This window comes from Marinitoga piezophila KA3, from assembly GCF_000255135.1.
In the GTDB taxonomy this organism is placed as follows: Bacteria; Thermotogota; Thermotogae; order Petrotogales; family Petrotogaceae; genus Marinitoga; species Marinitoga piezophila.
This window is the reverse complement of record NC_016751.1, coordinates 1,170,281-1,196,923: the sequence shown is the minus strand read 5'-3', so window position 1 is coordinate 1,196,923 and position 26,643 is coordinate 1,170,281. Positions and strand designations below refer to the sequence as shown.

The 26,643-nt window shown below is 30.6% G+C and carries 23 protein-coding genes; 8 read left to right on the top strand and 15 right to left on the bottom strand.

The features are described from left to right. Positions 1–401 precede the first annotated feature (401 nt). From MARPI_RS05725 to MARPI_RS05710, 4 genes are all read left to right on the top strand, one after another. Positions 402–1,643, top strand: a complete 1,242-nt coding sequence (locus MARPI_RS05725) for an AAA family ATPase (protein ID WP_014296646.1) — start codon at positions 402–404, stop codon at positions 1,641–1,643. Beyond that, entirely contained in the window at positions 1,640–2,239 is a 600-nt protein-coding gene (locus MARPI_RS05720; RefSeq protein WP_014296645.1) for an RloB family protein, read from the top strand. Before MARPI_RS05725 ends, MARPI_RS05720 begins: the two co-directional genes overlap by 4 nt. 259 nt (positions 2,240–2,498) lie before the next feature. Continuing rightward, positions 2,499–2,942, top strand: a complete 444-nt coding sequence (locus MARPI_RS05715) for a type II toxin-antitoxin system antitoxin SocA domain-containing protein (protein ID WP_014296644.1) — start codon at positions 2,499–2,501, stop codon at positions 2,940–2,942. A 281-nt stretch (positions 2,943–3,223) separates the two neighbouring features. Then, positions 3,224–4,759: an ATP-binding protein gene (locus MARPI_RS05710; RefSeq protein ID WP_014296643.1), complete on the top strand. Its 1,536-nt coding sequence runs from the start codon at positions 3,224–3,226 to the stop codon at positions 4,757–4,759. A gap of 175 nt (positions 4,760–4,934) precedes the next feature. Here the strand turns inward: MARPI_RS05710 and MARPI_RS05705 are convergent, their stop codons facing one another. Continuing rightward, complete coding sequence (locus tag MARPI_RS05705) at positions 4,935–6,275, bottom strand: FAD-dependent oxidoreductase (protein WP_014296642.1); 1,341 nt, start codon at positions 6,273–6,275, stop codon at positions 4,935–4,937. Positions 6,276–6,455: 180 nt separating this feature from the next. Continuing rightward, positions 6,456–7,667, bottom strand: a complete 1,212-nt coding sequence (locus MARPI_RS05700; protein WP_014296641.1) for an MFS transporter — start codon at positions 7,665–7,667, stop codon at positions 6,456–6,458. Positions 7,668–7,883: 216 nt separating this feature from the next. On the opposite strand from MARPI_RS05700, the gene smc reads away from it, so the two are divergent. Beyond that, positions 7,884–11,423, top strand: coding sequence for a chromosome segregation protein SMC (smc, locus tag MARPI_RS05695; protein ID WP_014296640.1), 3,540 nt, complete (start codon positions 7,884–7,886; stop codon positions 11,421–11,423). A 25-nt stretch (positions 11,424–11,448) separates the two neighbouring features. Here the strand turns inward: smc and MARPI_RS05690 are convergent, their stop codons facing one another. The 6 genes from MARPI_RS05690 to MARPI_RS05670 form a co-directional block, all read right to left on the bottom strand. After that, positions 11,449–11,832 carry a hypothetical protein gene (locus tag MARPI_RS05690; protein ID WP_202945933.1) on the bottom strand — a complete coding sequence of 128 codons (384 nt, stop codon included), beginning with the start codon at positions 11,830–11,832 and terminating at the stop codon, positions 11,449–11,451. A 188-nt stretch (positions 11,833–12,020) separates the two neighbouring features. Continuing rightward, positions 12,021–12,194 (bottom strand): hypothetical protein, encoded by a 174-nt coding sequence (locus MARPI_RS11125; RefSeq protein ID WP_014296638.1) that lies wholly within the window; start codon positions 12,192–12,194, stop codon positions 12,021–12,023. A 122-nt stretch (positions 12,195–12,316) separates the two neighbouring features. Further along, a complete protein-coding gene (locus MARPI_RS05685; protein ID WP_014296637.1) occupies positions 12,317–14,491 on the bottom strand; it encodes a TIM-barrel domain-containing protein in 2,175 nt (724 codons plus the stop codon). A gap of 63 nt (positions 14,492–14,554) precedes the next feature. After that, positions 14,555–15,355 (bottom strand): RMD1 family protein, encoded by an 801-nt coding sequence (locus tag MARPI_RS05680; protein WP_014296636.1) that lies wholly within the window; start codon positions 15,353–15,355, stop codon positions 14,555–14,557. Position 15,356: 1 nt separating this feature from the next. Further along, entirely contained in the window at positions 15,357–16,643 is a 1,287-nt protein-coding gene (locus MARPI_RS05675) for a DUF5693 family protein (RefSeq protein WP_014296635.1), read from the bottom strand. Between the two features lie 4 nt (positions 16,644–16,647). Then, positions 16,648–17,535 carry an RluA family pseudouridine synthase gene (locus MARPI_RS05670; protein ID WP_014296634.1) on the bottom strand — a complete coding sequence of 296 codons (888 nt, stop codon included), beginning with the start codon at positions 17,533–17,535 and terminating at the stop codon, positions 16,648–16,650. 63 nt (positions 17,536–17,598) lie between these two features. On the opposite strand from MARPI_RS05670, the gene MARPI_RS05665 reads away from it, so the two are divergent. Continuing rightward, positions 17,599–18,318, top strand: a complete 720-nt coding sequence (locus MARPI_RS05665) for a hypothetical protein (protein ID WP_041638529.1) — start codon at positions 17,599–17,601, stop codon at positions 18,316–18,318. 50 nt (positions 18,319–18,368) lie between these two features. Here the strand turns inward: MARPI_RS05665 and MARPI_RS05660 are convergent, their stop codons facing one another. Continuing rightward, positions 18,369–18,743, bottom strand: a complete 375-nt coding sequence (locus MARPI_RS05660; RefSeq protein WP_014296632.1) for a Rid family detoxifying hydrolase — start codon at positions 18,741–18,743, stop codon at positions 18,369–18,371. Positions 18,744–18,917: 174 nt separating this feature from the next. Here MARPI_RS05660 and MARPI_RS11320 point away from each other — a divergent pair, with 174 nt between their 5' ends. Beyond that, complete coding sequence (locus MARPI_RS11320) at positions 18,918–19,367, top strand: MFS transporter (protein WP_050899161.1); 450 nt, start codon at positions 18,918–18,920, stop codon at positions 19,365–19,367. Continuing rightward, the gene (locus tag MARPI_RS11315; RefSeq protein ID WP_050899160.1) at positions 19,352–20,089 is read left to right on the top strand and encodes an MFS transporter; all 738 of its coding nucleotides are present in this window, start codon (positions 19,352–19,354) and stop codon (positions 20,087–20,089) included. Before MARPI_RS11320 ends, MARPI_RS11315 begins: the two co-directional genes overlap by 16 nt. 44 nt (positions 20,090–20,133) lie before the next feature. Here MARPI_RS11315 and MARPI_RS05650 read toward each other — a convergent pair whose 3' ends face one another. Genes MARPI_RS05650 through thrC form a run of 6 tightly spaced genes read right to left on the bottom strand, consistent with a single transcriptional unit; the run spans position 20,134 to position 26,221 of the window. Further along, positions 20,134–22,434 carry a xanthine dehydrogenase family protein molybdopterin-binding subunit gene (locus MARPI_RS05650; RefSeq protein WP_014296631.1) on the bottom strand — a complete coding sequence of 767 codons (2,301 nt, stop codon included), beginning with the start codon at positions 22,432–22,434 and terminating at the stop codon, positions 20,134–20,136. Next, positions 22,431–22,889 (bottom strand): (2Fe-2S)-binding protein, encoded by a 459-nt coding sequence (locus MARPI_RS05645; RefSeq protein WP_014296630.1) that lies wholly within the window; start codon positions 22,887–22,889, stop codon positions 22,431–22,433. The genes MARPI_RS05650 and MARPI_RS05645 overlap by 4 nt, the downstream gene beginning before the upstream one ends. Then, positions 22,886–23,677, bottom strand: coding sequence for an FAD binding domain-containing protein (locus MARPI_RS05640; RefSeq protein WP_041638527.1), 792 nt, complete (start codon positions 23,675–23,677; stop codon positions 22,886–22,888). The genes MARPI_RS05645 and MARPI_RS05640 overlap by 4 nt, the downstream gene beginning before the upstream one ends. Positions 23,678–23,704: 27 nt before the next feature. Beyond that, positions 23,705–24,541, bottom strand: coding sequence for an FAD binding domain-containing protein (locus tag MARPI_RS05635; protein WP_014296628.1), 837 nt, complete (start codon positions 24,539–24,541; stop codon positions 23,705–23,707). Beyond that, positions 24,538–25,005 carry a (2Fe-2S)-binding protein gene (locus MARPI_RS05630; RefSeq protein ID WP_014296627.1) on the bottom strand — a complete coding sequence of 156 codons (468 nt, stop codon included), beginning with the start codon at positions 25,003–25,005 and terminating at the stop codon, positions 24,538–24,540. The genes MARPI_RS05635 and MARPI_RS05630 overlap by 4 nt, the downstream gene beginning before the upstream one ends. Continuing rightward, the gene (gene thrC / locus MARPI_RS05625) at positions 24,989–26,221 is read right to left on the bottom strand and encodes a threonine synthase (RefSeq protein ID WP_014296626.1); all 1,233 of its coding nucleotides are present in this window, start codon (positions 26,219–26,221) and stop codon (positions 24,989–24,991) included. The genes MARPI_RS05630 and thrC overlap by 17 nt, the downstream gene beginning before the upstream one ends. Positions 26,222–26,643 lie beyond the last annotated feature (422 nt).

The window sequence follows — 26,643 nt, the reverse complement described above, 5'->3', positions numbered from 1 at the left end:
TCCCTCTCCTAATCTACCAACCCATTATAATCTCCTAAATCTCTACATACTCTTTTTCAGCCTGCAATGTATATTGTATACTAAAAGCAAGACAAAGATGAAATTGAAAAATGGTCCATAAAGGGGAAATAAAAATGTACAAAAAAAAATTCAATTTTAATGGTTATAAAAAATAATTTTTGAAAGTGATGGAATAATCTATAATAAACCAGCAGAGCCAAAAATTGACTCTGCTGGTTTTGTTATAATTGGTGAGGTTGTTTGAGAGTATAAAGTGTACATGATATATATTTTAGATATCTAAATTGAATAAAAATTTCAAATTTGACTTTTAAAATTATATAATGTATAATTTTAATATAATGAATTGTTATAAATTCCATTTTGTGAGGTGTTGTAATATGTTAATAGATTTTAGTTTTTATAATTTTAAATCATTTGCAGAAAGAACAGAATTTTCAATGGTAGCAGATGATAAAGAAGCAAAGAGTTATTTTAATGCTGAAAAATTTAAACTTTTAAAAACAGCTGCAATATATGGACCAAATGCAGGAGGAAAAAGTAATTTATTTAAAGCCTTTAAATTTTATATATATCTTATTTTAAATTCTGCGAATTTTGGATTTGAAATTCCAGATGAGAAATTTAAATTGAACAAAAAATATATAGATGAACCTATGATTTTTGAAGGAAGGTTTATAATAGATAAAATTTATTATAGATATGGATTTTCTATAAAAGATAGAAAGATTGAAAGCGAATGGCTTTATTATAGGCCAAAAGGTCGTGAGGCCAGGATTTTTGAAAGAGATTGGCAAGAATTTAAACGAGGGAAGTTTTCAGAAGGAAAAGGTGTTGAGGAAAAGACGAAAGCAAATACTCTTTTTCTTTCGTCTTTGGCACAATGGAATAGCAAAACTGCAATTAAAATAGTAGAATTTTTTCAAAAAATTAATTTTATTTCCACAGATTTTCCAGTTGTAATTACGTTAGATTTAATGGAAAAAGGAGTTGTTAATAAAGACGAAATTTTGAATATGTTGAAAAATGCAGATATGGGAATAAATGATTTTAGAAATGAGAGAATAGAAATAAGAACAGATGAAAAGGTTGCTTTAACTCCACAGAACATTGGGATTATATCTGTAAATAATGAAAAATTATATTCAAATAAGCTTATAACATATCATCCAGTTTTTGATGAAAAAAATAATTATATAGAAAATATTGAATTTGACTTTTTAAAAGAAGAATCTGATGGAACAAAAAAATATTTTGGAATTTTAGGTCCTGTATTAGCAACATTAAAAAATGGCTCTATTTTGTTTATAGATGAACTTGATACTAGAATTCATCCATTGTTGCTAAGGACAATAATAGAACTTTTTAATTCAGAAAAAAATGAAAAGAACGCACAATTAATTTTTACGACGCATAATACACTTATTTTAAATCCAGAGTTATTTAGTAGAGATCAAATTTGGTTTGTAAGTAAAGATAAATATGGAAAATCAGAATTATACTCACTTCTTGAAATAAAAGGAGTAAGAAAAAATGCCAATTTTGAAAAAGACTATTTAAAGGGAAAATATGGAGCAATCCCATATTTAAAAAAGATATTAAAAGGGTTTGATTTAAAATGAGTAGGAAGGGATATTTTAAAAATAAAGGTAAAAGAAAAAAGGATATAAGAGAAATATTACCTTCAATACTGATAGTTTGTGAAGGAGAAAAAACCGAAAAACTTTATTTTGAAGCATTTGAAGTTCCAAATGCACATGTTAGAGTAGAAGGCGAAGGAAGAGGAGCAAATGTTTTGCTAGAAGCAGCAAGAAAATACTTAAAAAATGATGAATATGATCAAATTTGGTTAGTATTTGATAAAGATGAAGTAAAAGATCAGGATTTTAATAATGCTATAAACAAAATTGAAAGTAAGGGGTATAACGCTATTTATTCTAATCCGTGTTTTGAATTATGGTATTTGTTGCACTTTAGTTTTCAGCAATCAACTTTAAGTAAGGAAGAGTGCTTAAAAAAATTAAAATCTAAAATTCCTAAATATGAAAAAAATATTGAAGATATGTATGAAAGATTAAAAGATAAAATAGAGGTTGCTATAAAAAATGCAAAAAAATTGGAAGAACAAAAGAAAGATATAAATAGTTATTCTAAAAAAAATCCATATACAAATGTTTATAAGTTAGTAGAAGAATTAAGAAAATATGAAAGAAAATAAAATTATATGATCTGTATATTGTATACTAAAAGTAAACCAAAGATGAAATTGAACTTTTGTGTTTGTAAAATATTCTAAAAATGAGAAGTGGAATATTGAAAAAGATTTTTATAAATGGATACGATTTAACTACCGAAATGGAATTCAGAGAATTAATAAAGAAATAGTATAAAAAGTGATTATAGAAGTAGATATAAGTATTTCTATTTATTTTTATATGGTATAATAAAAGTGAAGAATTAAGTGAGAGGGTGATTATATGCAAAAAATAGAAAATAAAAATTATGCAATTATACTTGAAGTCTTAAATGAGGCAAAGACTTTAACAAAGACTAAATTAGTAAAAATCCTTTTTTTGATAGATTTATACTATAATAAGATGAGAGGGAAAAAATTAAGTACTTTAGATTATACGTTATATTTTTATGGCCCATATCCAGCGGAAATAGAAAAAATATTAGGATATCTTAAAGCTTTTGATTATATAAATTTTGAAGAAAGGTTGAGTTATGAAGGAAAACGATATTATCTTATTTCTATTTCAAAAGAATTTAAAGAGAATAAATTATTAACAGATGAAGAAAAAGCGTTTATAAAAAATGTAGTTAATAGATATTCCAGAAAAGATTTAGATGAAATATTAAAAGAAGTATATGCAATGGACAAAGTAAAAAATGGGAAATTTGGAGAGGTTATAATGTAAAATTTGGGGTGGGGTTTGTGATAGAAATAGGTGAATGGAAAAAGATTATAAAAAACATCGAACTTTTTTTTGAAGAGTAATAAATTATTAGTAAAAATAGAAACTATATGATCACCGTGGATCCTTCTAAGAGAGATTAGAATGTGGTCCACGGTATATATTTTTATATAATTCATTTTTCAAACTACCAGGGGTCAAATTTTTGCCCTGGTTTTGTTGTTGAGAATGAAAGAGAGGTCGTAATTGAATTGTGATATAATTCAATTGTGGAGGTGGGAGTGATGAAAAAACTGCCGGTAGGGATACAGGATTATAAGGAAATAATAGAAGAAAATTATATATATGTGGATAAAACAAAGTATTTATATGATTTAATAAATAGTGGAAAATTTTATTTTATGTCTAGGCCACGAAGATTTGGGAAGAGTTTAACAGTATCAACATTTTATTACTTATTCAAAGGAGAGAAGGAATTATTTAAGGATACATATATATATGACAAATGGGATTTTAAGGAATATCCAATAATAAGATTAAATCTATTAAAGGCGAAATCAGAAAATACAGAAAAACTCAAAGAAAGTTTAACAAAGATAATAATACAAGAAGGAAAAAGGAACGGAATAAAGATAGAAGAAACAGACTATGCGTTTGCATTCGATGAATTAATAATGAAGCTATCAGAAAAAGGAAAAGTAGTAATATTAGTTGATGAATACGAAAAACCAATATTGGACAATATAAATAAAAAAGAAAAAGCGGAAAGCAATAGAGAAATATTGAGAGATTTTTATACAACAATAAAAGCGAATGATGAACATATAAGATTTGTCTTCATAACCGGAATAACAAAATTTACCAAAACAGGAGTATTCTCAGCATTAAACAATTTAAACGATATATCATTAGATACAGCATATTCACAAATGTTTGGATATACCCAGGAAGAGTTAGAATATTATTTTAAAGAACATATAGAAAAAACGGCAAAAAAGTTTGGAATAACAAAAAAAGAATTATTAGAGGAAATGAAAAGATATTATAATGGATTCTCATTTGATGGAGAACATACAGTATATAATCCATTTTCGATATTACAATTTTTCCAGAAAAAAGAACTTAGAAACTACTGGTTTGAAAGTGGCTCACCAAGTTTTTTGTATGAATACATAAAAGGCAAAAAGATAGAGTATGAGGATTTAGTAAAAACACCAGTAAGTGCAGAAGATTTCTCAACAAGAGAAATAGAAGATGCAAAAGCAAATATCTTCTTTACGCAGGCAGGATATTTAACCTTTAAGGGAATAAAAAAATATGGATTAAAGAAAAAATATATACTGGACTATCCAAATTTTGAAGTAAAAAACAGTTTTTCAACACTAATATTAGAAGCCAATTATGGATTTAATGATGAAGAAATAAACAGGGTAAGTGAGATATATTTAAAAATAGAAGAAAATGACATAAAAGGATTAATAGAAGAAATAAAAAAGATAATAAGCGCTGTTCCGTATAATCTACACAAAAAAGAAGAAAAATATTATCACTCATTGATATTTACAATAATAGCCTCGGCAGGAATAGATGTAAAAGCAGAAGAATTGACAAATCTTGGAAGAAGTGATTTAGTAATAGATTTTGACGACAGGATATATTTATTTGAGATAAAACTGGATCAAAGTAGCGACGAAGCATTAAAACAAATAAAAGAAATGAAATACTATGAAAAATACAGCGGAAAAGAAATATATCTCATAGGAATAAATATAAATTCAGAAAAAAGGAATATTGAGGAATATATAATAGAGAAGTTATAAAAAAATACCGTAGATCCTTCTAACAAAGATTAGAATGTGGTCCACGGTATATATTTTTATATAATTCATTTTCCAAACCACCAGGGTCAAATTTTTGCCCTGGTTTTTTGTTGAGGATGAAAAGGAAGTTACAATAAAATACAGCCCCTTTAAGGGGCTGTATTTATTATTGTATTTACATTTGTGAAAAAGCCTGTTCTGCTGCTACTGAGAGTGGATATACAGTTGGAGCTGCTGTTAATAATGGGTGTGTACCTATTTGCATTGTCATAATGTCCTGAACAGTAACTTCTTTTTGAATTGCTAAACTGATAATATTTATCATTTCACCGATACTCTTTCCGCCAGCCATTTGAGCTCCTAATAATAATCCACTTTCTTTTGAGAATATTAATTTTAATACGATTTTTGAAGCATCTGCAAATTTACCAGGATGTCTGTCCATAACTTCCGCTTTTCCTACAACTATATCGAAACCTTCCTGTTTTGCAACTGCTTCTGTAATTCCTGCTGCAGCAAATGCTTTGCCTCCAATTACTGTTGAATATGCGTTTAATGAGCCTTTGTTTGTTCTTAATACTCTTAATTTGTAAAGGTTGGATGCTGCAATTCTTGCATCAAAAACAGCTGCTGATGCGAGCATAAGTCTTGATGGTTTTCCTGTGAAGTAATCTTTGTGTTGTACACAGTCTCCTGCTGCATAAATGTCAGCTACTGATGTTCTCATGTAATCATCTGTTTCAATGTATCCAAGATCTGTAATTTTTAAACCCATTTTCTTTCCAATTTCAACATTTGGCTTATAACCTGTAGCGAGTATTACAACATCTGCAGGTATTTCTTCTCCACCATCAAGAACAACCTTTTCAACTTTTCCGTTTCCTGCGATTTCTTTTACTTTAGAATTCAATAATACTTTTACATTATCGCTTTCAATTTCTTCACGTGCAATTTCTCCAAAATCTTTGTCAAATGATGCTGGTAATAAATAATCTCTTGCTTCTATTAATGTAACGTTTTTACCGGCTTTTTTGATTTCATCTGCAACTTCAACACCGATAAATCCACCGCCGATAATTACCACATTTTTAGCATCTTTGAGTTTTTCGTGAACTGTTTCGAGATAAAAATGATCCTTTGGAATTGTTAGTACATTTTCAAGTTCATTTCCAGGAATTGGAGCTCTAAATGGAGTTGAACCTGTTGCGATAATTAATTTTTCATATTCAAATGTTTTTCCGCTTTTTGTTGATATTGTTTTCTTTTCTGCATCACCGTCTATAACTTCATCAATTAATAAGTCAATTCCCATAGCTTTGAATTTTTCTTCAATTCCCATATAGTCTTTTTCTACACCACCAAGTGTGTGAAAGATATATGGTATTCCACATGGAACTAATTCTTTGTCTAATTTTTTGATAACAAGTACCTTTTTGTCTTTGTAGATTTTTTTTGAAGTCATTGCTGCAACGAGTCCAGCTGCACTTCCACCAATAACAATAATGTCGTATTTCATAATATCCCTCCTAAAAAAGTTATAATTTTCACTTTATTTTTGGCATTTTTATCCTTTACATTATTAATTATATCACAAATCATATATCTATTGAAAAAATATATATGTATTTTCTTTTAAATTTAGATTAAAAGAGAATTAGAGAATTAGAAAATTAAAAAATTAGAACATTAGAAAGTTCTAATGTTCTAATTTCATCTGATTTAAGAAATATAAGCTTGAGTATATCATTATAGCTACAAAGATGAATACGTTAATAAAACCAACGTGTTTTATAATTGCGCCAATTATTAATGGGAGTAATGCTGTTACAAAGTTTAAAGCTCCTGAGATTCCAACGTATAATGCTCTGTTATGATGATCGCTGATTTCTATTAAAACACCTTCAAATGTCATTTGACGGGCACTTATTGCAATTCCCGTTAGCAGGAATAATGTTGAGTATAATAATGGTGATGTTTTGCTTAATATTAATGCAAGTATTGGGATTAAACCTCCAATTGCTATACAGTATTTCAATATTTTTTTGTAGCCTTTTTTATGTAATAATGGTCCCCAGACGAAACTTGATAAAACTATTCCTATCATTTGTAATAACAGGAAGTTTCCAACCATTTTGTCTGAAAGGGTAAATGTGTTTTTGGCAAGTAATACATAAAATGGTATTATTATTAAACCAAACCCTGTTAAATTGCTAAAGATAACGTAATTTAGGAGATTTTTATCCCTTGAAAGTATTGTAGGAATATTTTTTATTATTTCCATGAAAGAAGGGAATTCCCTTTTTACTTCAAATTTTTCTTCTTTGATTAGCCAGAATCCAAGTGAGGCTATGAACAGTGAAAATGAAGCTATGAGAAACATGTTTGAGTAATTGTGTGGATATTCGAATTTATTTAATATATACTTTGCTAAGAATGCGCTTAATAGTGCAAAGGAACTTCTGGATATTTGCCTGAAGCTCATGAATTTTCTTTGCAAGTCCTTTGGTATAGATTTTCCAAGTAAATCGGTGTAACTTACACCTGCAAATACACCGCTAAATGAGAATATAGAAATTATAATAATAATCAGGGTTAACAGTGTTTTTTCTGATAATGGAGAGATTAATAATAAACCTATTGCTAATAATGAAAAGATTCTAAGGTATATTCCTGTTAATAGATATGGTTTTTTTAGAGGTTTTGAAACGAGAAACCCTGCAAAGAATAATTGTGCTAAGAGTGGAATTCCAACAGAGATTGCTGTGACAAGACCGAGCAGGAATTCACCGCCTCCTGCTTGAAGGATTAATGAGGAGACTACGGTGTTTACTTCGATGAATGAGCTTGCTATTGCGAGGAATATTGCGTGCCAGATGAATGCGTAGAAGTTTCGTTTGACGTTTTGCATATAGATACCTCCGATATATAGTCTTTTTATATTATTATATCAAAAAAAGTTCGAAAAGAAAACTAAGTTGGGAATTTTCAAGGATCAGCAATTGAGTCGCATGAACGAACCTTTTTATGAATGTTTTCTTGATTTTTGATTTAATTTTTATTTGTTATTATTGCACAAAATTTTTATGATATAATAGTTTTAGTAATAAGTTAGGGGGCGAAGTGGTTGAAGTTACTTGAGTTGAGGATAAAAGGGTTTAAGAGTTTTGTAAAAAATACAACATTAAATCTTGATGCAAATGTTGTTAGTATTGTTGGACCAAATGGTTCAGGAAAATCGAATATTGTGGATGCCATAAGATGGCTATTGGGCGAACAATCCTCAAAGCAAATGCGTATAGAGGAGAAGTTTGATGTTATTTTTAGTGGGACTGAAAAGTTGCCTCCTGCCAAAAAGGCTGAGGTGTTTATAAAGATAGAGGATGATGAGGGAAGGATAAGAACTCTTGGTAAGATTCTTTCTGCTGATGGGAAGATACAATATAAGATTGATAATAGAAATGTCCGATTGAAGGATTTAATTGAGGTAATGGGTGGTGCAGGTGTTGGTAAGTCCTTTTATTCTATTATCGGTCAGGACCAGGTTAAGGAATTAATAGCAGCTCCTTCTGAATTGTTAAGAGCGCTTATTGAGGATGCTGCTGGAATAAAGGTTTATCTTGATAAAAAGGAAATAGCTTTGAGAATGCTTGAACAGACAAAGGAGAATCTTGAAAGATTAAACGATATATTGTATGAGGTTGAGAAAAGGGTTAGATCATTGTCAAACAGAGCATCGAGAGCTAAGAAATATGTTGAGTATAATAAGGAATTAAAGGAAATAGGGGTTAAGTATTTTGGTGCCAAGAATATAAAGATAAGCGAGAAAATACAGGAGATTGAGAATAAGATTCTTGAGAATAAGTCAGAGGTTAAGGAATTGCTTGCTAAGAGTTTTGAGGTTGAGAGGTTATACAGGGAATTAAAGGCGGAGATAGAAGAGAAGGATGAAAAGCTTTCTGCATATGGAGAAAAACTGGAAAACTTCAAGCAACGTCTTGATTCATATGAAAAGATGAAAACACATCTTGAGGATGAATTGAAACAATTAAATTCAGCCATTGTTGAAAATAGCTGGGAAAAGACGAAGTTTGAAGAGGATTATGCCAGAAATAAAAAGAGATTTGAAGAAATTAGGAATTTAATAGAAAAGTATGAAAATGAATTGAGTAAATTAAATGAAGAGATTACAGAGGTTGAAAATGAAAAGAAAGAGATAGAGGCTTCTATTTCTAAAGAGATGAATAAGCTAACTTCTTTGAAAGAGAAATTAAAGCGATTAATTGAAGAAAGAAAAGAATATGAAAAAACTAAAAATGAGTTAATAAGCGAACAGGGGAGTAAGGATGAGCGATTGAAGTTTTTGAAGACTGAAAAGGAAAATTATGCAAAGAAGATAGAGGAATTAGAGGAAAAATTAAAAGTTCTTGAAAAGGATCTTGAGCATTATTCTAAAAAAGAAAAGGAATTAATGGATCAGATTGAAGAAAAGAAAAGTGAAACAGAAGAGCTGCATAGGAGCGTTTCGGAAACATATGAATATCTTCAAAAGTTAAGACGTGAAGAGGATTTAACAAAAAGAAAGATAGAGAATTTAAAACTGCAGATTTCGGATTATGAAGGGTTTTCATATGCAATAAAAAAACTGTTTGAGGCGTTTCATAATGATGAAAATATTGTGGATGTGGTTTTGAATTTAATAGAGGTACCTGAAGAGTTGGAAACGGCTATTACCACAATTGCAGGTTTTAGACTTCAGAATGTGGTTATAAAACGCTCTTCACAGGTGTCTTCATATATAAAATATTTAAAAGCAGAAAGAGCTGGAAGAGTTACATTTTTGCCTCTTGATTTGATTAATTCAAATTTAAGAAGGGTAAAAGAGCTGGAATATGAACCAGGATTTTATGGCTATGCGGTAGATCTGGTAAGTTATGATCCAGAATATGAAAAGGTTATAAAATATGTGTTTGGTAATTCAATAATTGTTGATAGGCTTGAAACAGCACTGGAAATTAAAAATCGAATGAAGAATGTGTCGCTTACAATTGCAACTGTTTCTGGAGAGATAATAAACACATCTGGTGCAATTACAGGTGGTGCTTCAAAAAACAATAATCAAACACTTCTTCTTTCAAGAAAGAGAGAATTAGCTGAGCTTGAAGAGTCATTGAAGGAAATAGAAGAAGAAATTTCTTTAAATGAAAAAAATTTGGAAAAGGTGGAATATAATTATAAGCGTTCAACTGTGGAGCTTAAAAAATTGGAAGAGAAGTTAAATGAGATAAGATATAATCATTTAAATGGAAAGAATTCATATAAGGATTTTAAAAAGGAATATTCCAATGCAAAACATGGGTATGAAGAGGTGTTGAGCAGAATAGATACATTTGAAGATAGGATAAATGAAATAGAGGAAGAATTGAAGGAACTGGAAATAAAAATAAACGATAATGTTGATTTGCAAAAGAAAATAGAAATTGAAATAGAGGAAATAGAAAAGAGCAATAAGACAATAGATAATGAACTCAGGAAGAAGATTGCAAGATTGGATGAATTGAATTTGCATAAGAATTCTGTATTGTCAAAGATTTCAGAATATGAAAAGGAAAGAAATGAAGTAAAGAATAATTTGAGAAGCATAGAAAATCATCTTGAATCACTTGAGAATAAGTTTAAGCAGTTAAAGAATGAGATGGAACAAAAAAGCAAAGAGTTAGAAGATTATGAAGAGGAAATTAAAAGAATTAATGAGGAAATGAATGAGGCATTTCAAATGCTTAAAAAGAGTAGAGAAGGTAAGAAAGAGAAGTTTGAGGAATTGGAACAATATGAAAAGCTTAGAAATGAAATAAAGGATAAGATAGATGATTTGAAGAATGCTGCGCATGAGCTGGATTTAGAGAAACAAAATCTTATTCATGAAAAGGACTTTTTATTTGAAAAGGCAAAGAATATGGGAATTGATACAGAAGAATTTGTTTTTGAAAATTTAAACGATATGGAAATTATGGCACTTGAAAGGCGTATTGAGGATATTAAAAAGGCTTTAAAACATATTGGAAGTGTTGATCTTGCTGTTTTAGATGAATATGAAATGGTGAAAAAGGATCTTGATGATAGATATAAGCAAAAAGAGGATATTTTAAAGTCTATTAAGACATTACAGGAAGGTATTGATAAGATAGATCAGGAAGCAGAGGAGAAATATTTAAAGACATTTAATTTTGTAAATGAAAAGTTTGGTGAGTTTATTAAAGAATTATTTGTTGGCGGCGATGGATTGTTGAAGATGTTTGGTGAAGGAAAGGCTTTTGAAAAAGGTGTGGAAATTTCCGTTAAAAAGCCAGGAAGGAATTTCCAGAAATTGCAATTGTTTTCTGGTGGAGAGAAAGCTTTGATAACTTCAGCTTTCCTTTTTGCACTTATGAATGTGAATCCTAGCCCATTTTATGTGCTTGATGAAATTGATGCGCCGCTTGATGATATAAATGCAGGAAAACTGGCGAAGTTAATAAGGAAACATGCTGATAAGACACAGTTTTTGGTTATTACACATAATAAATTGATGATGGAAATTGCCGATATTTTCCATGGAATTACTATGAGAGATGGCGTTACTCATGTTGTTCCAGTAGATTTTAAATTTATGGAGAACCTTAACTAAAAAAATTCCCCCAGATGGGGGAATTTTAAATTAAATCTTCTTCAGTTAAAATTTTTATGAATTGAAGTAATTCATCGTTATCATAATCTTTATCGATTAAATCAAATCCGTATTTTCTATAGAAATTTTTTAAATATTCTATATTTTTACATTCAAGCATTATGATTCTTCCACCTAATCTTTCTTGACCTTCTAATATTTTACTAAAACAAAACTGCATTATTTCATCGCCTGTTATTTTAGAAGAATATAAATCATTTTTTCCTAATTGTCCAATTAAAATTGCTGGGATTTCTGTAATTCGTTTTCCATTTATTTTTGAACTAAAACCATCTAATTTTTTTATTTTATTTCCCGAAAATTCATCTGGAATTTTTAAAACTTGGATAGCCAGTGTAAAATAAGCCAAAATTTCAAATTTATTGTTTTTGATTGCATCTTCATTATATATAAAAAATGTTCTACTTTTACCTAATTTTTCAAATTTAATAGCTTTTTCCTTTAAAAATCTTTCAATATCTGAATCTTTTCTACAAAAAAAATTTGAGATAAGCTTTTGGGCATTTTCCTGCCCACCGCTTATCTCAATTAATTTTTTTAATGAGAGAATATTTTTTTTAATTTTTCTACACCCTCTTTCTCTTTTTCAGGTGAGACTAAATTTTTATCAATTTTTATAGGTTTAGAAGTTTTTTCTAATATTTTAATAAAACTTTCTACTTCCTTTTTGCTTTTTAATATAAAATCTTTATTAAAGGATGATGTTGCCATATTATTCACCTCGCTTCACAAATGAAACCTTATATTAATTATACAGTAAATACAAATATTTTTCAAGCTATTTAGAATGTTCAACTCTAAAAAAAGTTCAAATATTTAATTATGGTAGCAAACTATAAAGAAAGAGTAAAAACTACTTTCTCATTATTTTCATTATAAATCTCAAATTTTATTCTTTTTAAGGAAGTTTCGAATTTTTCACTTTCATCTTTTTCAACTTCAAAGTCATATCCATTTTTATTCTTGATTACAGTAATCTTTATTTTTGCATAATTGCCTTCTTTAAATGCAAAGCTTTCTCCATCATCTTCAAAATAGATGAATTCCGCTTTGTCAGTTACAAAACCTATAACGATAATTTCTTCCGTTGCTTTTTCATCAACATAATTTAATTTTTCTTCGTTTAATACGATTAATGAATTTTCTTTTATAAACACAGGTATTTCATTTAATCCCGCTTTTATGTAATGTGTTCCTGGGTTTAAAACTTCTACATTTCTTTCTTTAAAATCAGAAACTTTCCAGTATAACCATTTATTTTCAGGTAAATATACAAAACGACCTTTTGCATTAGGCTGTATTATTGGTGCAGCCATTAAGGATTTTCCAACCATGAATTGATCTTCTATTTCAAAGGAAGTTTCATCGTCGTTATAATGCAAGAATAGAGGTGAAATAAAAGGTGTTAATTCTTCAATTGAATTGAAGAATTCAGAATAAAGATATGGGATTAAGGCATATCTAAACTCTATGATTTTTTTCATTATATTTTCAATATTTTCGTCAAAAGCCCATGGTTCCTGGTGACGGGTTCCAAGAGCTGAGTGATTTCTGTATAATGGTGAGAAAACTCCAAGTTGCATCCATCTAATAACTAATTCCGGTGACGCATTGCTGCCAAATCCGCCTATATCAGCGCCGGTATAGAAGAATCCTGCCATGTTTAATGAGAGGAGCATTCTTATATTTACGAGCATATGTTCCCACCAGGACATATTATCGCCCATCCATATGGTGGCTATTCTATGATGTCCGGCATAGCTGCTTCTTGATAATAATAAATATCTTTTATCTGGAATAAGTTCATTAAATCCTTCAACTGTAGCTTTTGCCATATAATAACCATATAGATTATGTAATTCTTCATTTGAGAATTTTCCATAAGGGGTATTATGATAGAATTCGCTGTAATATTCCCTTTTGTTTGAAAGAGCGTTTATTCCGTCTTTTATTCCAAAGAACTCCAGACCTATTTCTTTGTTTAGCATTTCATTTATTTCTTTAAGATATTTTTTTAAAGCGTCTGGAACGAAGAAAATTGATGGTTCATTCATATCATTCCAGAATGAGTATATTCCAAGATCTGTGAATAATTTATATTTTCTTCCCCACCATTTTCTAACTTCTGGATTTAAAAAGTCTGGAAAATGTGTGAATCCAGGCCATACTGTTGCTACAAAGTCTTTTCCATCTTTGTCTTTACAAAAATATCCTTTTTCTTTTCCTTCTTCATAGACGTCATATCCTTTTTCGATTTTTACACCTGGGTCAACTATGGGAACGAGTTTAAATCCTTTTTCTTTCATTTCTTTCATAAATTTATCGAAGTCTGGAAATTTGTTTTCATCGATGGTAAAGACTTTAAAGTCTTTCATATAATCAATATCCATATATATTGCATCACATGGAATTTCTTTTTTTCTAAAGTTTTCAGCGACTTCTTTTATTGTTTTAGCATCAGGGTAACTCCATCGGCATTGTTGATATCCAAAAGCCCATTTTGGAGGAATATATGGTGTTCCCGTTAGCTTTAAATATTCTTTGATAATTTCAATATTGTTTTGTGAGTTGAATATGTATAAATCAAAATTGTTTGATGGGATTGTGATTTCCATTATGTCGTGTTTTGTAAATCCTATGTCAAATATTATTTCTGATGGATAATCAATAAAGAGTCCAAATTTGTTGTTGACTATTAAGAAAGGGTGAGAACCATATAATGACTCTTTTTCCGGTGTGTGTAAAGGGTCATCTGTTGCATATAGTTTATAGCGTTTTCCCCTTTTGTTTAATCCTCCAAGTGTTTGTCCTAAACCGTATATACGGTCTTCTTCATTGAGCTGGAATTTTAATGTGAAAATTGTGTCGTTTTTTTCAAAAGAAAAGAAGGGGAGTTGTTCTGTTTCGGTGAAATTAAGCGATTTTTTGTCGAGTGTTACAGCGTCTGTTTCAAATGGTGTTCCGAATCTATATAATGTTGTAAAATTTAAAAGATTGGCTTTTAGCATTTTTGTTCTCCTTTCAATGATGGTTTTTATTGTTGATTGAGAAAAATAAATGCTTGGATTTTATTAGATGTGCAAGAATGCCATGACGATTTCCAGGACAATTAGGACAACAATGAGAAATTCGAGAAAATTGGCTCTTGAGCCTTCGCTTATTTCGTTTAATACAGTGTAAGTTTCCAGTGCATAATCTAATTTATGCGAAAGGTTTTTATATCTTCTTTTTAACTCAAAGAATCTTGCAAGTGATTCATATAATTCATCGTATAGATTCCATTCCCAGGTAATGGACGGTTTATCAAGAATCATAATATCAGATATTATTTCATGTCTTGTTTTTACAAGATTTAATGTTTTTCCTATTACAATATTCCTTATTATTGGCAAAAATGCTTTGAATTTTTTGTATCTATATATAGTTTTTTCTATTTCATCTTCAAGCTCGTCCGAAAGTTGTTCATATCGTTCTAATGCCACACTTTGGGATATGGTCAATGATATTAATGAAAGAACTTCCTGAGTAATGAATTCTTCTTTTATGAATAATGTTTCTATGTTGTAGTCAATATAAAAGTTTCCCTTTATATTATTATCGATTTTTATGATTAATTCATCTTCTAAAACCGTTTTATATTCTTCTTCTATTAATTTTTCCAGATAGACTATAAAATCCTTTATTTCCTTGTCGGTGAAATCAAAAAATACAAAGGTTCCAAATTGATAAACATGTACGTTTTTTTGATTATAGTTTAATATTAATGGCATTTCCCATTTTGTGATGACTGGCAATTGCAATTTTGCAGCTATAAGTGCAATGTCTATATTTTTTCCAGCATCAATAGCCTTTATTCTTATTTCATTTCCCATTTTATTCACCCCGATTATATATTAGTTTATACACGATAATTCTAAGTAAAACTATAATAATTCCTGCAATAACAAAAGCATTTATTGTTCTCAATACACCAAGGTATAGTGGTGTTTGAAAGTGCAAAAATGTATCTATTATTGAAACAAAAACAATAGCCTGTCCTATGTTCCAGAATATTTTAAAGAATTCTGTTGGTGGTTTTGTGAAGATGAAAGTGTATCCCAGTAATTCTTTAAATCTCGGTCTGGCAATTAGATATTTTTCAAGTAAATCCCTTATTTTTCTTTCTGTCATTGTGGAAATGCCAAAATTTCCGCTTCTGAGGATATAATAGATAAATACTATCCCAAGGATTATTGAAGAGAGAATTATGTCTTTTTTCTTTAATTTAAAGTTTTTTATCTGGACTATAAATAGTATAAATGGAAGGGTAATGAGTAATAATTTAATACCTCTAATAACAGAAATTTTATAGATGTATAAATAACTGTATCCTGAAGAGTAGATTAATATACCAATTAGTATATTAAACAAAACAGCTTTTATATATGCTTTGTCTTTTTCAAAATGATTTTTCCATTTTATCCATGAAATAAAGGAAAAAAATATCGCTGCAAATACATACGACCAGGGGTTAAAGTAAAAATATAATATAGCATATATTATTGAAAACAACGGTATATATATTGCTCCAAAAGCTAAAAGAACTGCAGCTGAGATAATATCAAAGTATTCAGGAATATTTTCCAATGGCAATATATAATCTTTATGGTTTTTCATTCTTTTTTCTATGGCATTTATTATTTCAGATCTTTTTTTATGTTCTGGAATATAGAAAAGGTTTATTCTTCTTTCATTGAGCGCTCTCCAATACCGTTGAACAACCTGTTCTGTATCGTATTTATCCATTTCCTTTGGTTTTATATAATGAGCATATCTTATTTTTTTTAATTCGTTATTTGATAGATAGATTTTATATCTGTCAAAGATGAAGCCGAAGTCTGAAAACTCGGCAACTATTATATTATTGAATCTATGGACTATATTTTTAAAGTCATCCAAAGTTATATTGGTGGAATTTTCGCTTATTAGGATATAATCCTGATATTTGTAATATTCCACAACCTTTTCCCCAATCTTTATTGATTGGGTTTTTAATCTGGAGTTATCAATGATATGATATCCTCTGGATAAGAATTTATAATCATTATATGAGATATAGATAAAGCTAAAAACTGCATAGAATATGGTTATATAGAATATAAGCGTTTTAAGATTTTTCAAAAGCTTATCGCTCCAATCTGTTTAAAACCTTTTTTAAATCGTTAGTTAGTTCTGCCATTAATGTATAACGTTTGTTTTTGTAATCAAATTCAAGGTAATATGAGTGCAGGAAGTATCTTTTTAGTCCTACAAATCTTTTTAATATCTTATTTTTTTCAAAATCACCATATATATTATCACCTGCAACAGGCGAGCCGATATTTGCAAATTGCCTTCTTATTTGATGTTTTCTTCCTGTTTTTAATTCAATGTCAACAAGGGATAACGGTATGTTTTTTATTCTGTATGTATTTAAGACATCATAATATAATACAGCTTTTTTATCGTCAAGTATGTCCTCTAATTTATTTTTTTCTCCTTTTAATTTTCCCAATACCAATGCCTGATATTTCTTCAATATATTTCTTCCTCTGATTATTTCTGTTAATTCTCGTGCAATTTGTTTGTTTTTAGCTATTACAAGAACGCCAGATGTATGTTTGTCAAGTCTATGAACAAGATGTGGTTCAAATTCGCCATTTGCATAATGTAAAACACCTTCTATTATTGTAACCTTTTCTTCTCCTGTTCCAGGATGCACTGAAACTCCATTTGGTTTGTTTATTGCAAGGATATTTTTATCTTCAAATATTATTTCCAGGTCTAAAGGTCTTGGCAATATGCTTTTTTCCTTTTTTCTTTCTTCAAGAGGACCGTTATATCTAATTTCAACTTTGTCACCTATATTCAAAACGAAATCCTGTTTTTTTACCCTTTTTCCGTTTACATATACAAAACCTTTTCTGAGTAATTTGTATATAAACCCGAGTTTTAGATTTTCATAGTTATTTCTTAAGAATTTATCCAATCTTTTATAATAATTTCCTTCTTTTACAATTATAGATTTTTGCATATTTTACTCTCCTTTTTGGTATAATATATATTAAGTTATAAAATTATAAACGGGGTGATGATTTTGTATAAAGAAATACTTTCTACGTTATATACATTTCTTGGAAAAAATATAGTAGAAGAAGAAAAAAAGGTAAAGAGCGAGATTTTTGATAAATTAACAACAAAAGATGATTTTTATGAGATTCTTGAATATTTAAAGAGCGAAACCTTTCCTGAGGAAGTGGAAAGAAAATTCCTCTCATTATTTATTATATCATTATTTGAGCGATTAAGAATAGCAGCTGATATGGAAAATGAAGTTTTAATATATGGAAATGAGAAAATTAACATGAAAAACTTAAATCTTGATAAGAGTATTGTGGAAATAGAACCGTTTTTGTATGAGATGATAGAATTGATAGAATATGAAAATTTACCAACAGAAATATTATTTGGGATTTTGTCAAATGACCTTGCAATACGGATTAAATATTTTAAGGAATTGATAAAAGGGTCAAAGGTTATGGAAGAGAAATGGTCAGAGAATGAATTAAAAGGTCTTGTGAATTCGTTGACTGATTCTACCAGAGAATTTTTAAGATATATGGTTAAAGTTGGAAGTTCTTCGAAAGATGAGATTATAAAAGAGTTAAACTTGAAGGATTCGCGTTCCATTTCTGCATTTACGAGCGCTATTTCGAGAAATTCGCCTCATAATAAGGAGAAGATTATATATGGTGAGAAAGGAAAGATATATTTAAACGGAAAGTATAGGGAAATATTAAACAAAATACTTGCATAATAAAATACCCGGAATTAATTGAAATTCCGGGTATTTATTTTAATTAAAAATTATGCTTCAGCAATAGCTTCTATTTCTATATCTGCGCCCTTTGGTAATGCTGCAACCTGTATAGCTGCTCTTGCTGGTTTATGGCCGTTGAAGAAGTCGCCATAAGCTTTATTAAATTCATCGAATTTTGAAAGGTCTGTCATAAATACATTAACCTTCACAATTTTATTTACACTGCTTCCAGCGCTTTCGAGAATGTTTTTGATGTTGTTTAAGATTGTTGTTGTTGCTTTTGCAATATCGCCTTTTATAAATTCTCCTGTTTCAACGTCTACAGGAAGCTGTCCTGAAACGAAGATGAAACCATTGCTTTTTACTGCTATTGAATATGGTCCTACTGCTTTTGGTGCATTTTCTGGATTTAATAATTCCATTTTAATTCCCCCTTCTAAGAAAAATTTTTCACGCTTTTATTATAACATATATTCTTAGTAAAGCAAACTATAATTTTTAGGAAGATTTTAATTTCGGTTTAACATTAAGAGGGATTTTTTGTAGTATACTATAATAAACTTTGTTAGTTTTACGAATTAATTTGGAGGTATAAAATGAAAAAGCTATTGTTTTATACAGTTTTAACAGGACTTGCTGAATCTATATATAGGGTAGTTTTTAATCTTTTTTTAAGGGATATTGGTTATACCAATTCATTTATAAGCCATATTACTTCACTTGAAATGATTGGTTCAGCAATTCTTGGATTGTTCATAGGAATTGCCGGAGATAAATTTGGAAAAAAGATTATGTTGTTAATTTCCTCATTGGTATTTACAACAATTTTATTATTCAGAGTATTTCATCCCTCTGAAAATATATTACTGCTTACGGCCTTTTTAAATGGTGGCTTTTTAACTTCAAGGATGATTTTATTAAATTCATTAATAGTTGATATTACCACACATGAAAATAGAGGGAAGTATTTTGGTTATAACTTTGGTCTTGTAATGGGAAGTGGTCTTGTTGGTAATTTAATTGGCGGACAATGGGCGAGTTTTTAGGGCTTGGAAATGCATTAGTTTTTACAGCGATGCTTCATCTTTCTTCAAATATATTTTTGATTTTTATTCATGAAAGCGAACACAGACAGACTTTGCGTTTAAAGGATTTATTTAATTTAAAAGATTTTGATAAGTTGCAATATCATATAGTAAAGATACATTTAATAAGAACCTTTTTAATAGGATTTGGTGCGGGATTATTTGTGAATTTTGGGAATATTATATTTAAGGACCTGTTTAATTTACAACCTACTATGATAGGAGCAGCTCTTGCTTTTGCGCAGTTTGGCGCAGCGGTAGGATCGATATTTTCATCGAAAATATCGAGAAAAATCGGTGCTTATCAATTTTCGCTTATTATGAATATCCTTGTTATACCGTTGATTATCTCCTTTGCTTTTGTTAGAGATCCTTATGCATTTACGGTATTATATGCTTTGAGGTTTTCGTTTATGAATATGACTAATCCGGTATCGACCACTATTGTAATGAGTTATATTCCACAAAAAAAGGTTACTACTATTAGCAGTATAAGAAATTTTTTGAATTTTATTTCACGTTCTCTTGCAGCTGTTGTTTTTGGATTTATAACTTCATTGAGTAATGGATATACATATCTATTTCTTGTGAGTTCGGTGTTTTATATAATTTCTCTTTATTTCTTAATAGAATTATTTAGACCTATAAAAAAAGATAAAATATTCTTGAATTTGTATAAATAATAAAATCCCCTTTCGAAAAAGCGAAAGGGGATTTTTTAAATAAATTATTTCTTTTCTTTTAATGCTTTTAATACTTTTTCTGGTGTAATTGGCAGATCTTTTATTCTTACACCAACTGCATTATACACAGCGTTTGCAATTGCTGCTGGAGGTGTGTCAATTCCGATTTCACCTACACTTTTTGCACCATAAGGTCCTGTTGGTTCATAACTATCCACAAGTTCCACATCTAAATTTTTAATGTCCGGTCTTGAAGGAATTTTGTAATTCATAAGATTGTTTGTTAACAATCTTCCGTTTTTATCGTAAATAACCTCTTCGTACATTGCCATTCCAATTCCCTGGGCAAGACCGCCTTCTACCTGGACCTTGGCGAGGTTTGGATTTATTGGTGTCCCACAATCCACAACAGCTACATAATTTAGCAGATCTACTTTACCTGTTTCTGTATCAACTTCAACTTCTGCAAAACCAGCCATAAATGGTGGTGGAGACTCTTCACCAACGTAAGACGCTGTTACGCTTAATTGTTTTTGGTTTTCGTTGTAATATAGTATTTCAGCAAGTTTTTTAAGGCTTATTTTTTTATCTTTTGTTTTTATTTCTTTACCGTCAAATTCAACCTCTTCTTCAGGTACTTCAAAATATTCTGCACCGGCTTTTATGATTTCATTTTTCATTTTTTCTGCTGCAAGTCTTACGGCATTACCTGAAACATATGTTGTACTTGATGCGTATGCACCTGTGTCAAATGGTGTGGTATCTGTATCTGATGAATATGGTATTATCATTTCAGTTGGAACATTTAATGCTTCTGCTGCTATTTGAGATAATATTGTGTCACTACCTGTTCCTATATCTGTTGCGCCTATAAGCAAATTAAATGAACCATCATCATTTAATTTTAATGTGGCGGCTGCCATATCTATTTTTGCAATTCCTGATCCCTGCATGGCTATTGCCATACCCACACCTTTTACTTTTGTGCCCTTCTTTTCTGCTTTGAATTTTTCTTCCCAGTTGATTTTCTTTACGCCTTTTTCTATACATTCATCTAATTTACAGCTATTAACAATCATTTCAACGCCTTCGCGGCCTTCACCCATTATTTTGAATATAGGTGATGTTTCGCCTTCGCGAATCATATTTATTTCTCTTAATTTTACAGGATCCATGCCTAATTTTTCTGCAAGCATATCCATGGCAGATTCTATTGCAAAGTTTGCCTGTATAGCACCATATCCCCTGTATGCACCTGCTGGTGGATGGTTTGTGTAAACTACATCTCCACCAAATCTTACAGCTTTTACTTTATTATACATAGGCAATACTTTTGAACCTGCAACCATAAATGTGGTTAATGCATGTTCACCATATGCACCTGTGTCTGAAAGTCCCCTTACGTCTATTACTCTTATTTTTCCATCTTTATCTGCACCGATAGTTACGTCAAATCTCATAGGATGTCTTGTATATGTTGATTCAAATACTTCTTTTCTTGTATAATAAACTTTTGCAGGTTTTCCGGTTTTTAAGGTAACCAGTGCTGCATATGGTTCGCCGTGTATTCCCTGTTTTCCACCAAAACCGCCACCTACACGTGGTTTTATTACTCTGATTTTGCTAATTTCCATGCCTAATGCTCTTGCCAGAATTCTTCTGACGTGGAATGGGACCTGCGTTGAAGAAACAACTACAAGCCTTCCCTGCATATCAAGATATGTATATGCTGCATGTGGTTCCATCATTACATGTGCCTGTGCCTGTGTGTAGAATCTTTCTTTTACTACAATTTCCGATTTTTCAATTTCTTCTTCCACATCACCTACACTCATTTCGTATGAGGCTGCAATATTATTTTTGGGGTCAGAACTAATAAATCCTTCACTTTTATAATCTGCTTCAGGGTGTATTATACTTTTTGACCCCTTGCTTTTTTCAAAATCCAACACAGGTTCAAGCACTTCATATTCAACTTTTATTAATTTTAAAGCTTTTTCTGCAGTTATTTCATCTCTTGCTGCTACAACTGCAACTTCATCGCCAACATATCTTACATATTCGTCAAGCACAAATTTGTCATATGGTGAAGGTTCAGGATATCCCTGACCTGCACGGGTAATGATATTTCTTGGAACGTTTTTATATGTTAATACACATTCAACGCCGTCCATTTTTTCTGCTTCTGACGTATCTATGTTTTTAATTTTTGCAAATGCATGAGGGCTTCTAAGAATTTTTACTATTAAAGCGTCTTTTGGCGCTAAATCATCTGTATATACAGGTTTTCCACTAACAAGTCCATAACCGTCTATTTTTTTGATAGTTCTTTTTACTTCTTTCATGCTTTCACCTCAAAAAATTGTTTTATTGCTCTCATTTGACTTGCGTATCCTGTACATCTACATAAGTTTCCAACAAGGTATTCTTTCATTTCCTCTTCTGTTGGATTTTTTAATTCTTTTTTCATTGCATATACGCTTAAAATTAATCCAGGGCTACAGAAACCACATTGATCAGCTCCCTGGGCAAGTAATGCCTCTGTAAATTTCTTGTATTCCGGATCATCTTTTAGCCCTTCTACTGTGGTAATTTCATGTCCGTCAGCAGATGCTGCGAGTACAGAACAGGAAAGGACAGGTTTTCCGTCCATGAGTACTGTACATACGCCACATGTTCCTGTGTCACAACCTTTTTTGACACTCATATAATTAAGTCTTCTTAATACATCGAGAAGAAACTCAGAAGGGTTTATTTCAACTTCATGTTTTGTATTATTAACTGTTAAGGTTATTTTCATTTTATTACCTCCTCTAAAGCCCTTCTAACAAGTACTGGCGCAATCATTTCTCTGTATTCCTTTGAACCTTTTATATTTGAACCATATTCAACTTCTGAAGCGGCTTTTTCTGATATTTCCTGTAATTTTTCTTCTATATTTTCAAGTGTTTTGAGTTCTTCCATTGTTTTCCTGGTTAATCTTGCAACGCCAGGTCTGGCACCTATAGCAATTTTAATGTCATTGTCCAATTTAGATGCAGCAGCATTTAATATTGAAAAATCATAGAATGAATTTCTCATATTCTGGAATGATAATTTTCTTCCGTTGTTTTTTATTATCAATTCAACCATAATGTCTTTTCTGATTTTTTCTTCGAGGAATTTTTCAAGTGGCATTCTGCCGTTTTTGTGCAATACAATATCTGTATCTAAAACAAGTAATACTGTAAGCAAATCAGAGAATCCAAGTTTTGGAAATACCGTTCCACCAAGAGTGGCAATGTTTCTCAATTGAACGGACCAGATGTATTTCATAATTTCGGCTAATTTTCCGTCAAAAGCGTTTTTTATTATTTCGCTTTTTTCTATTTCGCCAAGAGGCGTAGCGCTTCCAATTTTTATTTCGCCATTTTCTTCTTTTATATAATTTACACCTGCATCCTGTAAATCAATGGCAAGTTCTATCTTTCTCGAAGATAATCGCATAAAGGCACCGCTTCCTATTATTTCGGCACCGTCCACTGAAACCAATTTTTCATAGGCTTCTTCGATACTTTTTGGCCTGATATAATCCTTAATCTCAATCACCCTTATCACCCTTCCCTTGAAATAAGTTTATTTTATTAATTCATAATATGCTTTTATAAGCAGGTTTTTAACCATTTTTTTCCTGTATTCCGCTGTAGCTCTAACATCGGTTATAGGGTTTATAACTTTCATATATTCTTCTCCCATTTCTTCAAATAATTCTTTTGATACTTTTTTGCCTTTCATTTTTTCTTCTATTTCTTCGAATCTTTCAACTGTTGGTCCAACAGAGCCATATGCAACTTTTATATCTTCTATTTTTCCATCATTATCTGTTTTTAAAAGAACGCCTATGCTGATAATGGATATGTTCATTGCATTTCTTTTTCCAACTTTTTCATAGTAGTATTTGTATCCTTCCATTTCCTTTAATTCTATTGAATATATAAACTCATCGTTTTTAAGTTTTATTTTTCCCGGACCGGTAACAAAATGGGATATTTTCATAATTTTGTTTGAAGGTTTAATTTCCACATTTCCATCAAAGAGGTACATGCTTAATAGGAAATCGCCTGCTGGTGAAGCGTTTGCTATATTGCCTATTGGAGTAGCTCTGTTTCTAATTTGTGGAGAACCTATTTTTTTAATTATTTCCACTATCATAGGAAATCGTTTGTTGAATTCTTCATTTTTTATTAATTCATCATATGTTGTGTTTATAGGAATTCTTACTCTTCCATTATAGAATTTTACTTCTTCCTTCTCGAGACCTTTGGTGTCTATAATTACTTCTGGATTAAATATTTCTGCTCGCATTTTTACCATTAAATCTGTTCCGCCTGATAAAAGTCTGGCATCGTTTTCAGATTTTATTTTTGAAATTTCCTCTATTGTTTTTGGTTTGAAGTATTTTATGTTTTTCATCTGGACTCACCTCGTTTCTCTGCAGCGAGTTTTACCGCTTCTATTATCTTGGTGTATCCTGTGCATCTACATAGATTACCTTCAAGAGCTTCTTTTATTTCTTCTTCTTTTGGTGAAGGATTGTTATCAAGCAATACTTTTGTGGACATTATGAATCCAGGAGTACAGAATCCACATTGTATAGCTCCCTTTTCAATATATGATTCCTGAATTATGGTGTCGCCCTTTTCATTTAACCCTTCAAGGGTCCATACTTCCTGACCATCGAGTTCAACTGCTAAAACCATACAGGAATTGACGTTTTTGCCATTTAAGATAATTGTACATGCACCACATTCCCCTTCGCCGCAACCTTCTTTTACGGAGGTCATTCTCATATCATCTCTCAAAAAATCAAGAGCCCTTTTATGTTCAGCAACATCGTATTCAACATCTTTACCGTTTAACTTAAATTTTATTTTCATATTCCTTAATCACCTCTCTAACAGCATTTAAGTCTGGTTTTACTTTTTTTAGATTTACAAAGCTTTCTATTGCTTTTACATCTTTTAATCCATTTCCTGTTACTACAATTGCAACAGTTGAATCTTTTCCAATTTTTTCTGAAATCCTTTTCAGACCAGCGTATGAAGTAGCTCCGGCGGGTTCGGCAAATATACCGGTCTTTATTGATAATTCATATATAGCATTTAATATTTCTTCATCACTTACACTTACGAAATATCCGCCACTTGCTTTTACGTATTTGCAGGCTTTTACTACATCGCGCGGTTTTCCAACGCTTATGCTATCTGCAATTGTATGTGTTTCTATGTCGTCAGGCATAAATGGTTCACCTTTATCAAATACTCTTTTTATTGCAGCGGCACCTTCAGCCTGAACACCAATAATTCTTGGGATTTTATCTATTAATCCAAGTTTATAGAAATCGTAAAATCCTTTGTAGAATGAACTGATAACTGTACCATCGCCAACGCTTACAAGTACGTAATCTGGAACATCCCAATTGCTTTGAACAGCTATTTCAAGAGCTCCGGTTTTTTTGCCTTCAAGTAAATATGGATTAATTGCCGAGTTTCTGCAATACCATCCATTTTCTTCACCAATTTTTAGTGAAATATCAAATGCTTCATCATATGTACCGTCTATTGGGATAACGTTTGCACCGTATATGAAAAGTTGTGATATTTTTGCAATTGGTGCTGAAGCGGGTAAAAATATATATGTTTTTAATTTTGTTGGTGCTGATAATCCTGCTAAAGAACTGGCTGCATTGCCTGTTGAAGCACAATATATTGTTTCATATCCTTTTTCATATGCCTTGGCTATAGCCAGGGCTGATGCTCTATCTTTGTAAGATGCAGTTGGATTTGTTCCGTCGTATTTTATAAAAAGATTTTTAATTCCTAATTCTTCAGCGAGTTTTTTATGTTCGTAATACGGTGTTCCGCCAACATGCAAAGGCGTTTTGTAAGCTTTGTCGCTTATTGGTAAAATTTTCTCAAACTGCCATATATTATCGAATTTTCCAAAGTCTTCCTTTTTAACCTTTATTTCATCATAATCATATATTACTTCAAGTGTTCCTAACCTATCTCCGCAAACTGGACATGTATATTCAACTTCATCAGGTTCATATACTTTTCCACAACTTATACAACGAAGTTTATACTTGTTCATTTCTCAACCTCCTGTTTTTTTCTCTTTTCAACTATATTAAATTTTACATTATTTTATAGTTTAATTAAATGTTGCTTAAAGGTTGTGGTAATTAATTAGTGTCAATAAAAGGTGATTATTGTTTTATAATTCTTTTATTCTTAAAAGTCTATGATATCTAACAATTAAAAACGCTTAAACATTGATTGTTAATTTCAAAAGAAGAAAAATAAAAGTTCATTCATACGATTTGAGCACTAATCCTCAAAAACTGCTCATATTCGCGGGGTCGCTTAGATTCTGCATCCCTGCAGAAGCTGCGCTCAAAAAAACATCCTGTTTTTTTGACCCTCTCCATTCGCAGTTTTTTTCGGGTGCTCTGCGAGTATTCATTCACTTTTATTTTTTCAATCATTTGTAATTTTACCTTGGACACTCTGCGA

Excerpts from the sequence above, each read along its gene's own strand:
- MARPI_RS05725 (WP_014296646.1), top strand. The coding sequence starts at position 402 with ATGTTAATAGATTTTAGTTTTTATAATTTTAAATCATTTGCAGAAAGA.
- MARPI_RS05720 (WP_014296645.1), top strand. The coding sequence starts at position 1,640 with ATGAGTAGGAAGGGATATTTTAAAAATAAAGGTAAAAGAAAAAAGGAT.
- MARPI_RS05715 (WP_014296644.1), top strand. The coding sequence starts at position 2,499 with ATGCAAAAAATAGAAAATAAAAATTATGCAATTATACTTGAAGTCTTA.
- MARPI_RS05710 (WP_014296643.1), top strand. The coding sequence starts at position 3,224 with ATGAAAAAACTGCCGGTAGGGATACAGGATTATAAGGAAATAATAGAA.
- MARPI_RS05705 (WP_014296642.1), bottom strand. The coding sequence starts at position 6,275 with ATGAAATACGACATTATTGTTATTGGTGGAAGTGCAGCTGGACTCGTT.
- MARPI_RS05700 (WP_014296641.1), bottom strand. The coding sequence starts at position 7,667 with ATGCAAAACGTCAAACGAAACTTCTACGCATTCATCTGGCACGCAATA.
- MARPI_RS11125 (WP_014296638.1), bottom strand. The coding sequence starts at position 12,194 with ATGGCAACATCATCCTTTAATAAAGATTTTATATTAAAAAGCAAAAAG.
- MARPI_RS05685 (WP_014296637.1), bottom strand. The coding sequence starts at position 14,491 with ATGCTAAAAGCCAATCTTTTAAATTTTACAACATTATATAGATTCGGA.
- MARPI_RS05680 (WP_014296636.1), bottom strand. The coding sequence starts at position 15,355 with ATGGGAAATGAAATAAGAATAAAGGCTATTGATGCTGGAAAAAATATA.
- MARPI_RS05670 (WP_014296634.1), bottom strand. The coding sequence starts at position 17,535 with ATGCAAAAATCTATAATTGTAAAAGAAGGAAATTATTATAAAAGATTG.
- MARPI_RS05660 (WP_014296632.1), bottom strand. The coding sequence starts at position 18,743 with ATGGAATTATTAAATCCAGAAAATGCACCAAAAGCAGTAGGACCATAT.
- MARPI_RS11320 (WP_050899161.1), top strand. The coding sequence starts at position 18,918 with ATGAAAAAGCTATTGTTTTATACAGTTTTAACAGGACTTGCTGAATCT.
- MARPI_RS11315 (WP_050899160.1), top strand. The coding sequence starts at position 19,352 with ATGGGCGAGTTTTTAGGGCTTGGAAATGCATTAGTTTTTACAGCGATG.
- MARPI_RS05650 (WP_014296631.1), bottom strand. The coding sequence starts at position 22,434 with ATGAAAGAAGTAAAAAGAACTATCAAAAAAATAGACGGTTATGGACTT.
- MARPI_RS05645 (WP_014296630.1), bottom strand. The coding sequence starts at position 22,889 with ATGAAAATAACCTTAACAGTTAATAATACAAAACATGAAGTTGAAATA.
- MARPI_RS05635 (WP_014296628.1), bottom strand. The coding sequence starts at position 24,541 with ATGAAAAACATAAAATACTTCAAACCAAAAACAATAGAGGAAATTTCA.
- MARPI_RS05630 (WP_014296627.1), bottom strand. The coding sequence starts at position 25,005 with ATGAAAATAAAATTTAAGTTAAACGGTAAAGATGTTGAATACGATGTT.
- thrC (WP_014296626.1), bottom strand. The coding sequence starts at position 26,221 with ATGAACAAGTATAAACTTCGTTGTATAAGTTGTGGAAAAGTATATGAA.